General features: G+C 64.3%; 13 protein-coding genes. 8 read left to right on the plus strand and 5 right to left on the minus strand.

The genetic code is table 11. The annotated features are described in order from the left end of the window. Positions 1-20: 20 nt before the first annotated feature. A complete protein-coding gene (locus tag ASF90_RS13570) occupies positions 21-467 on the minus strand; it encodes a DUF721 domain-containing protein (protein WP_082473545.1) in 447 nt (148 codons plus the stop codon). Here ASF90_RS13570 and ASF90_RS13575 point away from each other — a divergent pair, their 5' ends adjacent. From ASF90_RS13575 to ASF90_RS13595, 5 genes are all read left to right on the plus strand, one after another. Further along, entirely contained in the window at positions 468-1,412 is a 945-nt protein-coding gene (locus tag ASF90_RS13575; RefSeq protein ID WP_055850947.1) for a M23 family metallopeptidase, read from the plus strand. A gap of 166 nt (positions 1,413-1,578) precedes the next feature. Next, positions 1,579-4,317, plus strand: coding sequence for a preprotein translocase subunit SecA (gene secA / locus ASF90_RS13580; protein ID WP_055850951.1), 2,739 nt, complete (start codon positions 1,579-1,581; stop codon positions 4,315-4,317). 572 nt (positions 4,318-4,889) lie between these two features. Continuing rightward, complete coding sequence (locus tag ASF90_RS13585; protein WP_055850954.1) at positions 4,890-5,255, plus strand: VOC family protein; 366 nt, start codon at positions 4,890-4,892, stop codon at positions 5,253-5,255. A 140-nt stretch (positions 5,256-5,395) separates the two neighbouring features. Continuing rightward, on the plus strand, positions 5,396-6,343 hold the full coding sequence (locus ASF90_RS13590; protein ID WP_055850956.1) for a Nudix family hydrolase: 948 nt from the start codon (positions 5,396-5,398) through the stop codon (positions 6,341-6,343). Then, positions 6,331-6,858 (plus strand): AAA family ATPase, encoded by a 528-nt coding sequence (locus ASF90_RS13595; RefSeq protein WP_055850960.1) that lies wholly within the window; start codon positions 6,331-6,333, stop codon positions 6,856-6,858. The genes ASF90_RS13590 and ASF90_RS13595 overlap by 13 nt, the downstream gene beginning before the upstream one ends. A 403-nt stretch (positions 6,859-7,261) precedes the next feature. Here the strand turns inward: ASF90_RS13595 and ASF90_RS13600 are convergent, their stop codons facing one another. After that, complete coding sequence (locus ASF90_RS13600) at positions 7,262-7,849, minus strand: hypothetical protein (protein WP_055850963.1); 588 nt, start codon at positions 7,847-7,849, stop codon at positions 7,262-7,264. Between the two features lie 146 nt (positions 7,850-7,995). Further along, the gene (gene metF / locus ASF90_RS13605; RefSeq protein WP_055850966.1) at positions 7,996-8,823 is read right to left on the minus strand and encodes a methylenetetrahydrofolate reductase [NAD(P)H]; all 828 of its coding nucleotides are present in this window, start codon (positions 8,821-8,823) and stop codon (positions 7,996-7,998) included. A 591-nt stretch (positions 8,824-9,414) separates the two neighbouring features. On the opposite strand from metF, the gene ASF90_RS24440 reads away from it, so the two are divergent. Together ASF90_RS24440 and ASF90_RS13610 are read left to right on the plus strand one after the other, a co-directional pair. Then, positions 9,415-9,543 (plus strand): hypothetical protein, encoded by a 129-nt coding sequence (locus ASF90_RS24440; protein WP_269079389.1) that lies wholly within the window; start codon positions 9,415-9,417, stop codon positions 9,541-9,543. A gap of 130 nt (positions 9,544-9,673) precedes the next feature. Further along, positions 9,674-10,651 (plus strand): NAD(P)H-quinone oxidoreductase, encoded by a 978-nt coding sequence (locus ASF90_RS13610; protein ID WP_055850968.1) that lies wholly within the window; start codon positions 9,674-9,676, stop codon positions 10,649-10,651. Positions 10,652-10,742: 91 nt separating this feature from the next. Here the strand turns inward: ASF90_RS13610 and ASF90_RS13615 are convergent, their stop codons facing one another. Next, the gene (locus ASF90_RS13615; RefSeq protein WP_055850971.1) at positions 10,743-11,141 is read right to left on the minus strand and encodes a VOC family protein; all 399 of its coding nucleotides are present in this window, start codon (positions 11,139-11,141) and stop codon (positions 10,743-10,745) included. A 371-nt stretch (positions 11,142-11,512) separates the two neighbouring features. Here ASF90_RS13615 and ASF90_RS13620 point away from each other — a divergent pair, with 371 nt between their 5' ends. Then, on the plus strand, positions 11,513-12,448 hold the full coding sequence (locus ASF90_RS13620) for a Gfo/Idh/MocA family oxidoreductase (protein WP_055851435.1): 936 nt from the start codon (positions 11,513-11,515) through the stop codon (positions 12,446-12,448). A gap of 145 nt (positions 12,449-12,593) precedes the next feature. On the opposite strand, the gene ASF90_RS24270 is transcribed toward ASF90_RS13620, so the two are convergent. Further along, the gene (locus ASF90_RS24270) at positions 12,594-14,264 is read right to left on the minus strand and encodes a histidine phosphatase family protein (protein ID WP_236699271.1); all 1,671 of its coding nucleotides are present in this window, start codon (positions 14,262-14,264) and stop codon (positions 12,594-12,596) included. Between the last annotated feature and the right edge of the window lie 461 nt (positions 14,265-14,725).

Raw genomic sequence — 14,725 nt, forward strand, 5'->3', positions numbered from 1 at the left:
CCGAAACGGCGGCAGGGACGTCACCGCTTGGTCGGCACGACGTCCTGCAAGGATGCCAGTGCCTCGCGCAGACCCTTGTGCGTGGCTTCGGACACCGGCCGTGGACGGTCGCGGTTCTGCTGTGTTGGGGAATGCAGCGGAGTGCTTGCCGTCTTGACGGTCACTGCGGTGGCCTTCAACCCGATGGATCGGGCGGCATCAAGGAGTTGGGTCTCGGCAAGCCGCACCTTGGCATGCCAGATCGGCGAATCAACCAGAAAAACGAGCTGTTCGCCTCGGACATTGGCCAACCGGCAACGGGTGGCCAGATGGGGCGGTAACAGGGGGCGCAACTGCCGGTCCAGCGCATCGAGCCACAAGGCTCGGCGCAAGGGGTCGCCAGCCTTTTCACCCAGCGCGGCCTCGATGGCCTGCTGCGGAGCGGAAGGGTTACGTGCGTTGGACTTGGGCTTGGACATGACACTCATATGGCGTTAAAAAAAGTTGTAATCAAATCTCGCGAAACCCGGGCCCAGCGTGTGGCTCGACAGTTCCAGGGCTTTGCGTCGGATCGACCGATGGTGGTGCTCGGTGCCGTACTTGGCCTGGGCATGCTGATCGGCGTCGGTGCAAGCACCGCTACCGGCATGGTGACCAATTCCGCGCTGCAGGCCAAGGTCGCGCAGCAGCAGGCCGAGCTGGCCCAGGCGCAGCGCGCCTCGCAGGCACAGGTCAATGCACTGGCCGCACGCATGGGCGAGCTGCAAGCGCAGGCCACCCGCCTCAACGCATTGGGCGAGCGGCTGACCGAAATGGGCAAGTTGAAGGACGGCGAGTTCGACTTCGACGAACCGGTCGGCGTCGGTGGCGGCGATGAGCCGGTCAGCGACATGCCGGTCGAATCGCTCAAGGAGACGCTAGGGCAAGTCGAACAGCAGTTCTCCGCCTCCGGCCAACAACTGAACGTACTGGCGTCGCTGATGTTCGATCATCAGCTCGAGCAGAATTCGGTGCCCTCGCGGATGCCGATCCGCAACACCTATATCACCTCGGGCTTTGGCGGCCGCGCCGATCCGTTTGACGGCGGTTCGGCCTTCCACAAGGGTGTGGACTTCCACGCCAACGTGGGCGACCCGGTGATGTCGGTCGCCGACGGCGTGGTCAGCTACGCCGGTGTGCGGGGCGGTTACGGCAACGTGGTCGAAGTGGATCACGGCAATGGCTACGTCACCCGCTATGCGCACAACTCGCGGCTGGTGGTGAAGGTGGGCGACCTGGTCCGCGCTGGCCAGCAGGTAGCCAGGGCCGGCTCCAGCGGTCGTTCGACCGGCGCGCACGTGCATTTCGAGGTGTGGGCCGATGGTCGTGTGGTCAATCCGCGCAAGTTCCTGGGCGACACCAATACACCAGTAGGGCGCCGAGGGCGCGGTTGACGAAGGCATGGCACGCTCCGATGGAGGTGCTTGATTCGTGAAGGCTCGCCCCAAGCTACAATAGGGTGTTGCCATGACAGGGCGCAGTGCGCCCTGTTTCGTTTACGGCGGTCGGGTCTTGGGGACCGGCGTCGGTCAAACCGTTCCTTTTCAACCGGTTTCTTCAATGATCAACAGTCTGCTTACCCGTGTCTTTGGCAGTCGTAACGAACGCCAGCTGCGCCAGCTCACCCGCCTCGTCACCCAGATCAATGCGCTGGAGCCGACGATCGAGAAGCTCTCCGACGCCGAGCTGCAAGCCAAGACCCCGGAGTTCAAGCAGCGGCTTGCCGCCGGCGAGTCCCTGGACAAGATCCTTCCCGAGGCGTTTGCGGTCTGCCGCGAGGCCAGCCGCCGCGTCCTCGGCATGCGCCATTACGACGTGCAGCTGATCGGCGGCATGGTGTTGCACCTGGGCAAGATCGCCGAGATGCGCACCGGTGAAGGCAAGACCCTGGTGGCGACCCTGCCGGTGTACCTCAACGCGCTGCAGAGCGAGGGTGTGCACGTGGTCACCGTCAACGACTACCTGGCGCGCCGCGATGCCGCGCAGATGGGCAAGTTGTACAACTGGCTGGGCCTGAGCGTGGGCGTGGTGTATCCGGGCATGCCGCATAGCGACAAGCGCGAGGCCTACGGCAGCGACATCACCTACGGCACCAACAACGAGTTCGGCTTCGACTACCTGCGCGACAACATGGCGCTGTCGCGTGCCGACCGCTATCAGCGCAATCTGCATTACGCGATCGTCGACGAAGTCGACTCGATCCTGATCGACGAAGCGCGCACCCCGCTGATCATTTCCGGCCCGGCCGACGAATCGCCGGAGCTGTACATCCGCGTCAACCGCATCGTGCCGCAGCTGACCAAGCAGGAAAGCGAAGAAGGCGAGGGCGATTACTGGATCGACGAGAAGGGCAAGCAGGTGCATCTGTCGGAGGCGGGCATGGGCCACGCCGAAGAACTGCTGATGCAGGCCGGCATCCTGGAAAACGCCGAAGACGGCCTGTACGCCGCGCAGAATCTGAGCGTGGTGCATCACCTCAACGCGGCGCTGCGTGCGCATGCGATCTATCAGCGCGATGTGGATTACATCGTGCGCGATGGCGAAGTGGTGATCGTGGACGAATTCACCGGCCGCACCCTGTCCGGGCGTCGCTGGTCCGACGGCCTGCATCAGGCGGTCGAAGCGAAGGAAGGCGTACCGGTACAGCGCGAGAACCAGACGCTGGCCAGCATTACCTTCCAGAACCTGTTCCGCATGTACAAGAAGCTGTCCGGCATGACCGGTACGGCCGACACCGAAGCCTACGAATTCCAGAGCATCTACGGCCTGGAAGTGGTGGTGATTCCGACCAATCGCCCGACCGTGCGCAAGGACCATCCGGACCAGGTGTTCCTCAACCGCAAGGGCAAGTTCAATGCGGTGCTGGCCGATATCGAAGACTGCGCCAAGCGCGGTCAGCCGGTGCTGGTGGGGACCACCTCGATCGAAACCTCGGAGATGCTGTCCGAGCATCTGCGCAAGGCGGGCGTGGAGCACGAAGTACTCAATGCCAAGCAGCACGAGCGCGAAGCCACCATCGTGGCCAACGCCGGTCAGCCGGGCGCGGTGACCATCGCCACCAACATGGCCGGTCGCGGTACCGACATCGTGCTGGGTGGCTCGCTTGAGTCGGAGTATCACGCGCTGGGCGAGGATGCGACCGAGGAAGCGCGCTTCAAGATCAAGACCGATTGGCAGCGTCGCCACGACGCGGTCAAGGCGGCCGGCGGCTTGCACATCATCGGTACCGAGCGCCACGAATCGCGGCGTATCGACAACCAGTTGCGCGGCCGTGCCGGTCGTCAGGGCGACCCGGGGTCGTCGCGTTTCTATCTGTCGCTGGAAGACAACCTAATGCGCATCTTCGCCTCGGACTGGGTCCAGAAGGCGATGCGCATGATGGGCATGAAAGAAGACGACGTCATCGAAGATCGCCTGGTCAGCCGGCAGATCGAAAAAGCCCAGCGCAAGGTGGAAGCGCACAACTTCGACATCCGCAAGAACCTGCTGGACTTCGACGACGTCAACAACGATCAGCGCAAGGTGATCTATTCGCAGCGCGATGAGTTGCTGGACGCCGAGTCGGTGAAGGACAACGTCGATGGCATCCGCGGCGATGTGATCTATGACCTGGTCGCCCGCTTTGTGCCGCCCAATTCGGTGGATGAGCAGTGGGACTTGCAGGGCCTGGAAGCCACGCTGGAATCGGAGCTGGGCATGCCGATGGCGTTGCGCGAAATGGCAAGCACGCAGGAAGAACTGGACGCCGAGCAGATTGCCGTCAAGGTGCAGGCTGCGGTGGATGCGCACTTCGCCGAGAAGGAAGCGGCGGTGGGCAACGACACCATGCGCGCGCTGGAAAAGCACGTGATGCTGACGGTGCTCGACCAAGGCTGGAAGGAGCATCTGGCCAAGATGGATTACCTGCGCCAGGGCATCTATCTGCGTGGTTACGCGCAGAAGCAGCCCAAGCAGGAATACAAGAAGGAAGCCTTCGAGCTGTTCTCCGAGATGCTGGAGAACGTCAAGCGCGAAGTGGTCAACCTGCTGGCGCGTGTGCGCATCCGCAGCGAAGAAGAAGTGGCCGAGCTGGAAGAGCAGGAACGTCTTCAGGCACAAGCACGCCTGATGGCCTCGCAGTTCCAGCATCAGGACGTAGGCGGTTATGGCGCCGACGAGGAAGTAGAGCAGATGCAGGGTGGCAGCGCACCGGTACCGGTGTCGCAGGTCACCCGTGACGAACCCAAGGTGGGCCGCAACGATCCATGCCCGTGCGGTAGCGGCAAGAAGTACAAGCACTGCCACGGTCAGCTCAGCTGATGCTGAGCTGACCGTGGCGCAGCCCGCGAAGCGGGCTGCGCACCCGCTATCCGCAACGCGGATAGTGGGCTCACGGTATTGCTTCCGATCCCCGCGCCTTCGGCGCGCCCCCTTACCAAGGGGGCTCTACCTACGAAGGGATTCTTGGGGGGTCTCCAAAGTCCGGGTACGGAATGGCGTACGCGCAGGGGATACGTCTTCGCGTTTGATGCTTGCGCCTTCGGCATGCACCCTCTACCAAGCGAGCTCTGCTGACGACGCGTATTCGTGGGTTTCCTGGGAAGCCGGATACGTGAAGCCGGATGCGGGTGCATGGCCTGGTTTCCGATCCCCGCGCCTTTGGCGCTTCCTGCCGGGCGTTGCTCGCGGAACGTCGACGGCGTTTTCGAGAAACCAGAGTGTGGACGGAAGGCGCGCTTGGCGAGCGCTCTCCAGATGAGTGCCAGCACGGCGAGGTCCGATCCACGCGCCCGCATCTCTTGCGGTGCTCATTGTTCCTGCCGTAGACATGCTTTTCCGCCTGCGCGACTGCGGGCGTATGCTCAGGCCCACGTCCTGCGTGGAGTGCGGTCATGTCGTTGTCCAGCCAGCAACTGAAGGTGTTCGTGCCTGCGCGCGACTACGCGTTGTCGCAGCGCTTTTATCGCGCACTGGGCTTCGTCCAGGAGGATGAGGTGGGCAACGTGACCTGTTTCCGGCATGGCACCCATTGCGCGTTTTTGCTGCAGGATTTTTATCTGCGTGAGCTGGCCGAGAATCTGATGCTGCACCTGTGGGTGGACGACGCGGATGGCTGGTGGCAGCACGTGCACGACACCGGTCTGGACGAGCAGTTCGGGGTGAGCTGCAGTGCGCCGGAAGACCGGCCATGGGGCGCGCGCGACTTCACCTTGCACGATCCCAGCGGGGTGCTCTGGCGCATCGGGCATCCGTTGTAGGGTCGGGGATTTGTGATTTGAGATTCGGAGTGGTCGAAGCGTGCGCCAGGTTTGCCTTGGCGTATCTCTAGCCTCGCATTCCCATTCGGCTGCGGTCCGAGTGATTGCGTTGAACCGCTCACTCGCGGCACTCTTATTGCATGCCCGATTCCCTAAGATCCATTCACGTCGTCGCTGGCGTGATCACCGACCCGCGCGGCCGCATCCTGCTGACGCGGCGTACCGAAACCCGCGACATGCCCGGCCTGTGGGAATTCCCCGGCGGCAAGCGCGAGCCCGGCGAAACCTCCGAGCAGGCGCTGGTGCGCGAGCTCAATGAAGAACTCGGCATCGAGGCCCAGGTCGGCGAGTGGGTCATGGATGTGCCGCAGCTGTATCCGGACAAGCGCCTGCGCCTGGAAGTGCGCCACATCGCTTCCTGGAAAGGCAGCCCGCGCGGCCGCGAAGGCCAGGCCATGACCTGGGTGGCGGCCGACAAGCTGGCTCGCTATTCGATGCCGCCGGCCGACGTGCCGGTAGTGGGCGTACTGCGTCAGCCCGACCGCTATTTGATCACGCCCGAGCCCGAGGACGACGCGCGGTGGCTGGAAGGCCTGGAACGCGCGCTGCAGGACGGCGTGACCCGCATCCAGCTGCGTGGGCGGCAGGTTGCGCCTGCGCGTTGGCAGGCGTTGTTGCAGCAGGTGATGCGCCTGCGTGGTCGTGTGCGCGCGCAGCTGCTGCTCAATCGCGATATCGCGCTTGCTGCGGAACTTGGTATCGGCGTGCATCTGGGATCGGAGCAGTTGGCCGGTTTGCAGGAGCGCCCGCTGCCCGCAGAACAGATGGTGGCCGCCTCGTGCCATGGGCTGGAAGATTTGCGTCATGCGCAGCGGCTGGGCTGCGATTTTGCGGTGCTGGGGCCGGTGCAGACCACCGCATCGCACCCGGGGGCGACACCGCTGGGATGGGACGGATTCGAAACCCTGCGCGAGCAGGTGTCGCTGCCGATCTACGCGCTCGGTGGCATGCAGGCGGCCGACCTGCGCGAAGCACGCTCGCATGGCGCGCAAGGCATTGCGGCCATTCGCTCGCTGTGGCCGCAGTAAGCGAACGGCGACCGACGCTGGTGGTGTTCGGTGGATTGCCGGGCGTGGGCAAGAGCGCTATTGCACAGGCGTTGCTGACGCAATGCCCCGCGTTTTATCTGCGCATCGATACGATCGAGCAGGCACTGCGCGAGAGTGGTGAACTCGCCACCGAGGTCGGGCCGGCCGGCTACCTGATCGCTTACGCACTTGCGCAGGCCAATCTACGCCAAGGCCATGTGGTGGTCGCCGACTGCGTGAATCCGTTGCCGGTCACCCGTGCATCCTGGCGCGCTGTGGCGCAGCGCACGCAGAGCCACTTGCTGGAGATCGAAGTGGTCTGCAGCGATCGCGCGGTGCACCGGCAGCGCGTCGAATCGCGGCGTAGCGAAATCCCCGGACTGCGCGTGCCGGAGTGGTCTTCTGTCCTGGCGCACGACTATGTGGCATGGACCGAGCCGCATTGGGTGATCGACAGTGCCGTGCTGAGCCCGCAGCAGGCGGTCGCAGAGGTCATGCACCGGCTTGCCGCTTAGCCTTCAGGCGCATCGTGACCTTGGCGCGGCTACCAAAACGACTGTGCAGCTGCCAGGCGCGCGCGGCCGCCGCTCGGTGCGGCCTCTCCACATTCGTACACTCCGGTTCCTCAGCACCCACCTAACGACTGCTCGCTACGTTGTGTTAGCCGCGCTTAGTCCCTGCGTGCCGGTTGCCGTTAGGTCAGCGGGTTGCTCGGAACAGCGGTGGTCATCGCGGCCATCGCCCAAGAATCTGTTAAACCGATGCAATCTCGCTGCCATCGTGAGGTCGGCTGACAAGACGGAACGAGTCTTCGTCGCGCGGCTCAGACGGCGTGCTCATAAACCGCGGTGTTACATGCAGATTCCTAGCATCGGCGGCGACCGCGCTGCGCTGCATGCAGTCTTTTTGCAAGCGGACTTAAAACGTCACCCAGAAGCAGTTGTACTGCCGTCGCAAGCGCAACACGCTGCGCGCAGGCGTACCGCTGGCGAGGTTCTGTTCCAAGCGCAGGCCCCAGGGGCGCGGGCGTGTGGGCGTGGGCAATGGCGCGTCGATCGCGCTGCCATCCAGCGACGGGGCTGTTGCGGCGGTGTCTGCGTCCCAGGTCGGTGTATCGGTTTGTGGATACATCGGTGCGATGTCCAGCAGCGGGCGTTGCACGATGGCTTCCAGTCGGCTCAGCACCTGGTTGGCCGCCGCGTCGGATTGCCCGCTCCACAGGTAAAGGCTGGACAGTCGATTGACGTCGCGGCTGTCTACGGCGCTTTGCAGGAGCGACACCAGCTCGCTCAACCGGCGTGGGCAGCCATAGCGGTGCAGCCCGGTATTGCCCTGTGTGCGCGGGGCCGGCGGCGCACGCATTGCCGCGCCCACGTCTTCGCAACGGCGGTCGGTGAACATGGTTTGCCCGTCGGGCGTGACGCAGCGACGGATCTCCTGTGCCTGTACGCGATTGGCGGCAGGCAGGCAAAGCAGCAGCAACATCACTGGCAGGAGGCGAGACATCCGCGCAGCGTAGCCGGGCGCGCGTGAGCTGGCGAGAAACGCGAAAGAACGCGCGCCTGCACGCGTGACGTAGCTGGCCGCGCCTGCCGGAGTTGAATCGTTTGTACCGGTGAATTGCCGCACATGGGCCGAGCGCGTAGCTGCGCTCAGCGCCCCAGCAGTTGCAGTACCTGCGTGGTGGGCTTGGCCAGGTTGAGCGTGTAGAAGTGCAGCGCCGGTGCGCCGCCGGCGATCAGGCGTTCGCACAAACTGGCCACCACTTCCGCGCCGAAGGCGCGCACCGCATCGGCGTCGTCGCCATACGACTGCATCTTCTTGCCGATCCAGCGCGGGATCTCGGCCCCGCATTGCTCGGAAAAACGCCGCAGCTGCGAAAAATTAGAGATCGGCATGATGCCGGGAACGATCGGCACCTCCACGCCCATACGCTGCACCGCGTCGCGAAAATGGAAGTAGGCATCGGCGTTGTAGAAATACTGGGTGATCGCCGCATCGGCGCCGGCATCGACCTTGGCCTTGAAGTAGCGCAGATCGCTCAACGCATCGACCGCTTGCGGATGGGTTTCCGGATACGCGCCGACTTCGATCCGGAAGGCGTCGCCGTGCTCGGCGCGGATAAAGGCGATCAGGTCCGAGGCGTAGCGCAGGTCGCCCGGATGTCCCATGCCCGAGGGCAGGTCGCCGCGCAGCGCGACGATGCGGGTACAGCCGATGGCGCGATACAGCTTGAGCAGTTCGCGAATCTCCTGGCGGTTGCCGCCCACGCAGGACAGATGCGGTGCCGATTCGAAGCCGTGTTTCTGCTTGAGGTGGCGCACCGTCTCGGAGGTGTAGCTGAGCGTGGAGCCGCCGGCGCCGAAGGTGCACGACACATATTCGGGCGCATAGCCCTTCAACTTGGTCGCGGTGCGGTCCAGCTGCGCGCGCTGGTCGTCGGTCTTGGGCGGGTAAAATTCGAAACTGAGATGCGTCATCGCGGCGGGTCCGGCGGATCGTGCTTGCATAATATCGCTTCATCGCGATGAATGCATATTTGGTTGCGAGTGTCTCGATTGGTTGGTGGCGATGCCAGTGTGAAGGTGTGCAATGCAGCGATGGAATGGTCGGGTCTGCTTGCGTGCGCTTGTCGCGCGGCGCGGCGCGCGGGGTAAAGCTCGGGTACCCCACGCCACTTGATCGGAGCGCGACATGCAAGAGCAGGAAATGGACGTTATCGCCGAATCGCTGGGCCGCATCTGGGTGGCGTTGGCGCGCAGCGTCGGCGATCTGGCGCTCGCCTTGGCCTAGAGCGTGTTATGTACTTTGAGGTGAGTGCGAAGCGTCCTGTGGCGCGTCGAGACAAGGCGTGCGCTGCGGCCCAGGCTTGGCCGCCTGGGCAAGGCGCGCAATGCGGTATCGGCGCGCCACAGGGCGCTTCCCGGAGGGTTGGCCGTCAGCGGCACGGAGCGGGCGCCGCGCGGCTTGCCTTGGCGCCAGCCAAGCCGGCGCCACGCAGCACCCGCTCCGCACCGCTGACAGCCAACGCATCTCATCTCAAAGTGCATAACACGCTCTAACAACCCGGTGTGGATGGCAGCAAGTTGCTGAGCGACTTTGCGGCGCGTCTGCCGTCGGGCGAGGACGACGGCACGTCCAAGGTGTTCGAAGCGATCCGCCAGTACATCGACCAGGGCGTCGCTCCCGACCAGGAGTGAGCATCACCACGCGCGTCCGCTGCACGCAGGCGCGCGCGATGCAGGCCTGGTGTGCAGCGGCGTCGCACGCTCTACGCCATGCATTGACATCTGCCTGCCTACACTGGGCCCCCTTTAACGGAGCGCCTTCATGTCCGACACCACGATGACCGCCATCGCCATCCGCGATGGCAAGGGCGACGCCGACGCGCTGTATGCCATCGAGCAGGCGCGCCCGCGTCCAGCGCCGGGGCAGGTGTTGATCCGCGTGCATGCGGCGGGCATCAATCGCCCCGATCTGCTGCAGCGTGCCGGGCACTATCCGCCGCCGCCGGGCGCGCCGGAGACGCTGGGTCTGGAAGTGGCCGGCGAGATCGTGGAGCCGGCCGGTCGCTGGAAGGTGGGCGACCGTGTGTGTGCGCTGCTGGGCGGCGGTGGCTATGCCCAATATGTGGCGGTCGATGCGCGGCATGTGCTGCCGATTCCTGCCGGCATGGATCTGGTGCAGGCGGCCGCGTTGCCGGAAACCATCTTCACTGCCTATACCAACCTGTTCGAGCATGGCCGCTTGGCGGCCGGCGAATGGCTGTTGCTGCATGGTGCGACTTCAGGGATTGGCGTCACCGCCATCCAGATGGCCAAGGCCACCGGTGCGCACGTGTTGGCCACTGCGCGCTCGGCCGGCAAGGCGGCGCAGGCGCGCGAGCTGGGCGCCGATGTGGCGATCGATTCCACCAGTGAGTCGTTTGTGGCCGTGGCCAAGGAGCATGGCGGTGTGGACGTGGCGCTCGACATGGTGGGCGCTGCGGTCTTTGCCGATACGCTGGAAGCGCTCAACCCGCGCGGGCGCATCGTCTACATCGCTTCGCAGGCCGGTTCGACCATCGAGGTGCCGATTCCGCAGCTGATGCGCAAGCAGGCCATCCTCACCGGCTCGACCCTGCGTCCGCGCACTGCCGACGAAAAGGCGCGCCTTGCCGCGGAGGTCGAGCGCGTGGTGTGGCCGTGGATCGAACAAGGCAAGATCCGCGTGCTGATCGACAAGCGCTTCCCGCTCGGTGAGGCGGCTGCGGCGCATCGCTATCTGGAGCAGGGCAGCCATCTGGGCAAAGTGGTGCTGGAGATGTAGGCCGCACGCGGTCGTCGCTGCGACTTCCGCAGACAACGGATGACCGAAACTCAGCAGTATGAGGACGCGAGCCGATACCGCTGGCAGGCGCTTATGCGCTGCGGTTGACCGCCGCTTCGATGTGGTGCCCATCGGGGTCGATGGCGAACGCGGCGTAGTACGCATCGCCGTAGTCGGGTCGCAAACCGGGCACGCCGTTGCTGCGACCGCCGTGCTCAAGTGCGGCCAGATGAAAAGCGTCTACCGCAGCGGCGGTGCTGGCTGCGAATGCAAGATGGAATCCGCTGCCCGGCGCGCAGTGCGTTGCCTGTTGCTGTTTCAACGCCAGACAATCCTCGCCGCCGGGGCGGCCATAGCCGACCGCCTGATCGAGCGTGCCTGGTTCCAGATCCGACCACACCCGCACATAGCCCAGTGCGCCGAGCACGGCGTCGTAAAACGCGGCTGAGGTTTCGATGTTGCCAACGCCAATGGATACGTGATGCAGCATCGATGCAGTCCTGTGATGAGTGGCGCGCGTGTGCCGGCTGGCGATCCTGGTGTGTGCGGATGCCGTGGGTCAATCGCCTGCAGTGATTGCAGCCCGTCAAGGCGCTTGCAGGAACCGACGCAGTGGCCTGCATCGCATCTGTCAGCCAGGCGCCGCGCCGCGGAATGCTGACGGAGCCGCTGCATGGCGCCCATGCAGGTATAGCAAAACAAGCAGGAGCGATGTCTCGCAGCGGGCCATGGCCTGACCGTACACTGCGCCGTCGCACACGTGTGGCCGGAGGTCGCACCACAGGTTGCGTCGGCCCGATGCCGTCGCAGCAGGCAGTGCAAAGCAACCAGCACGACTCCCCTATCAGCACGAAGGTTTCGATGAAGCATCCAGACGCATTGCGCATTGCCCTTGTCGGGATCGGCAAGATCGCCCGCGACCAGCACGTGCCGACCATCGCCGCGCGCCCGGACGTGCAGTTGGTGGCCACGGTGAGCCGGCATGGCACGGTCGATGGCGTCCCGGCGTATCACACCCTGGATGAAGCGTTCGCCGCGCATCCGGAGCTTGAAGCTGTCGCCTTATGCACACCACCGGTCGGGCGGCATGCCTTGGCGCAGGCGGCGTTGAGCGCTGGCCGGCATGTCTTTCTGGAAAAACCGCCGGCCGCCACGCTTGCCGAGATCGACGACCTGCGCAAGGTGGCGCAGCACGCGCAGCGCAGCCTGTTCACCAGTTGGCATTCGCGTTGCGCGGCCGGCGTGGAGCCTGCACGCGCGTGGTTGGCCGACAAACAGATCGTGCGCGCGCACATCACCTGGAAGGAAGACATCCGCCACTGGCATCCCGGGCAGGACTGGATCCTCGAACCCGGCGGCATGGGCGTGTTCGATCCCGGCATTAATGCGTTGTCCATCGTCACCCACCTGTTGCCGCGCAGCTTCGCATTGCGCGAGGCCGAGCTGCACACACCGCAAAACCGTCAGGCACCGCTGTACGCCAGACTTGCGTTTGTCGATACCGCCGGCGTGCCGGTGACGGCGGAGTTCGACTTCCTGCAGACCGGCCACCAGCGCTGGGATATCGAAGTGGAAACTACCCAGGGCGTGCTGATGCTCAGCGAAGGCGGTGCCAAACTGCACATCGACGGGCAAGCGCAGACCGTGCCCGCATCCAGCGAATACGACGGCCTGTATCGACGGTTTGTGCAGTTGGTGCGTGCCGGCGAATCGGAGGTGGATGTCGCTCCGTTCGTGCATGTGGCCGATGCGTTTTTGCTCGGGGCACGCACGGTCACCGCGCCGTTTGCCTGGTAAGTCGGTCGCGCTATCGCGGTGACCTTGCTGAAGAACAACACCGACTCTTGGTCGGTGTTGTTTCGCCTTGATCGCGCATTTGCATGATGACTGCAATGCCATCGCGCCACATGCGCAGGGGCAGCGCCGCTGCTGCTGGTGCCGATCAACGGCTTTCCAGTGCCACGTCGTCTTGCCCGACGTTTTCGGTATTGCGGACATCTGCCACCGAGAGGGGTGTACTCGCCGGCTTGCGCAGCGCTGGGGTGATCTGCGCGCGGAAGCGCCTGACCACCCACGTCTCATCGAGCAACGCAAACGCGAAGAAACCCAGCAAGGTGCCCGCGACCAGCGTGGGCGCATGCGTAAACGTGCCAGGCAACAAGAGACTGAGCCACAGGAAGATATTAGGCGAGGTCTGCAGCAGGTGAATATCCGCCGCAATGCCGGCATCGATCCGCTTGCCGGTCACGCGCTGGTGCGCGCGTAAGTACAACGCACTGCCCACGCGGCACGCCAGCAATAGTGTAAACGGCAGCAGCAATGCGCCCCAGGCGTGCCAACCGCCATCCATCAATGCGTGTACGAGTGCGGTTCCTTCGGTGCGTAGCCCGACCAGCAAGGCCATCGGCACCATCGTCAATGCGCCCACCCAGCCCCAGTTGGTCGCGAGCTTGCCGGCTGCGATCGGCCGCGCCCGCCGCCATCCCTGTGCGGCCAGCGAGGGCAGTGCCAAGGCAAGCAGCAGCACCACGAAGAACCGCTCCAGCGCATGTGCGTTGCCCAGCAGCTCACGGTGATCCACAACCAGCACCAGCAAGAGCAGCGGCAGCAGCACCGACAACACCAACGTATAGCGCGCTGCAAAAAAGTAATCGCCGCCGCGTGCCAGCGAGAAGGTCGGCACCGATAACGCCGGCGGCACGATCAACAACAAACCAATCACATGGATCCATTCGTTCTGGAAATGTGTGAGCAACAGCATGGCGCAGAGCGCGCGTGCCACGCTGATCACGCACAGCGCAATGTTTTCCGGCCCTTGCGTCAGCCGTAAGGCACCGGCCTCGATGCGTACCGACAGGAAGAACGCATTGACTGCCAGCAAGGCGACGATGGCTGTGGTGCTGGCAATATGCGGCACATGCACGCCCACGCACGACAGCGCGAAGCCGCCTAGCGCGGCGAGTAACATCCATTGCAGGAGATGGATTTCGGTTTGCTCGCCCAGATAGTTCATGCGCGAGGAGCTGCGCGCAGTCATCTGTTTGAGCTCGTCCCACGACAGCGGCCGGGAGTTGGGCAGCCGGAAATCGATGTAGTCGGCAGGTGGCAGGCCGGAGGCGATCAGCGCAAACACCTCGACGATGTATTTGTGCGCCACCACCAGCACCTGCTTGCCTTGCCGGTCCAATGGCGCAAGCACGGTGTCGTAGTAATGCTTGCAGCGGGCATACATGTCCATCCAGTGTTCGCCATCGGGCGGCGCGCCGTCGGCATCGTGGAAGCAGGCGTCGTAGAGGCGGTGGCCGATCGACTTCTTGATCAGCGTCTTGTTCTTGCCGGCGAAGATGCCGAAATCGCGCTCCACCAATGCAGCGCTGGAGATCACCTGCGGGGTCCCGGTGACGCCTTCCAGGATGATGGCCGCGGTTACCTGCGCGCGTTCGAGCGTGGACACGTGGACCTGATCGAAGTGCAGCCCGCGTTGACGAACGTAATCGGCTGCCTGGCGCGCCTGGCGACGGCCCAGCGGGGTGAGTGGCGAGTTCTGCGCGCCTGCAAAATAGTTCTGTTCGTTTGCGAGCGACTCGCCATGACGGACGAAGTACAAAGGCATGGACTGGGCTCCGGTAATGCACCACTGATCGGTGAGTCCGGTAGCGTTGCAACACGAGTTGCCGACATGGCGCCTGCACAGCTGCCAGGCGACCGCTGATGGATGCGGCATAGGCCGCGTATCCGTCGGTGCCTCGCGCCGTCAGCCCATGTGACGGTTGCTTGCGACGTTGTGTCGATCATTGCTCATGCGGCAAAGCCATCGGCTCGCGGTCAACCGGTTGCATGCCATGTGGGCAGGTGGGGCGGCATGCATCCGATTGCCAGTAGGTCCGGCGAGCCGAGCGTTTCGTTGCGACGCGAACGCTGTTTTTATCGATCGATTCATCTGCTGACCAAGAATGTGTCGATCACACCCGTTTGCTTGGTGTGCGCGTGTCATCGAGTGCGACGGCATGCGCGCAGTGTCGTTGCGCGATACGAAGCGATCATGTTGCCCGCAGACGCACAACGCCTGTGTAC

It is taken from the genome of Xanthomonas sp. Leaf148 (assembly GCF_001423585.1).
In the GTDB taxonomy this organism is placed as follows: Bacteria; Pseudomonadota; Gammaproteobacteria; order Xanthomonadales; family Xanthomonadaceae; genus Xanthomonas.

Excerpts from the sequence above, each read along its gene's own strand:
- ASF90_RS13570 (WP_082473545.1), bottom strand. The coding sequence starts at position 467 with ATGAGTGTCATGTCCAAGCCCAAGTCCAACGCACGTAACCCTTCCGCT.
- ASF90_RS13575 (WP_055850947.1), top strand. The coding sequence starts at position 468 with ATGGCGTTAAAAAAAGTTGTAATCAAATCTCGCGAAACCCGGGCCCAG.
- secA (WP_055850951.1), top strand. The coding sequence starts at position 1,579 with ATGATCAACAGTCTGCTTACCCGTGTCTTTGGCAGTCGTAACGAACGC.
- ASF90_RS13585 (WP_055850954.1), top strand. The coding sequence starts at position 4,890 with ATGTCGTTGTCCAGCCAGCAACTGAAGGTGTTCGTGCCTGCGCGCGAC.
- ASF90_RS13590 (WP_055850956.1), top strand. The coding sequence starts at position 5,396 with ATGCCCGATTCCCTAAGATCCATTCACGTCGTCGCTGGCGTGATCACC.
- ASF90_RS13600 (WP_055850963.1), bottom strand. The coding sequence starts at position 7,849 with ATGTCTCGCCTCCTGCCAGTGATGTTGCTGCTGCTTTGCCTGCCTGCC.
- metF (WP_055850966.1), bottom strand. The coding sequence starts at position 8,823 with ATGACGCATCTCAGTTTCGAATTTTACCCGCCCAAGACCGACGACCAG.
- ASF90_RS13610 (WP_055850968.1), top strand. The coding sequence starts at position 9,674 with ATGTCCGACACCACGATGACCGCCATCGCCATCCGCGATGGCAAGGGC.
- ASF90_RS13615 (WP_055850971.1), bottom strand. The coding sequence starts at position 11,141 with ATGCTGCATCACGTATCCATTGGCGTTGGCAACATCGAAACCTCAGCC.
- ASF90_RS13620 (WP_055851435.1), top strand. The coding sequence starts at position 11,513 with ATGAAGCATCCAGACGCATTGCGCATTGCCCTTGTCGGGATCGGCAAG.
- ASF90_RS24270 (WP_236699271.1), bottom strand. The coding sequence starts at position 14,264 with ATGCCTTTGTACTTCGTCCGTCATGGCGAGTCGCTCGCAAACGAACAG.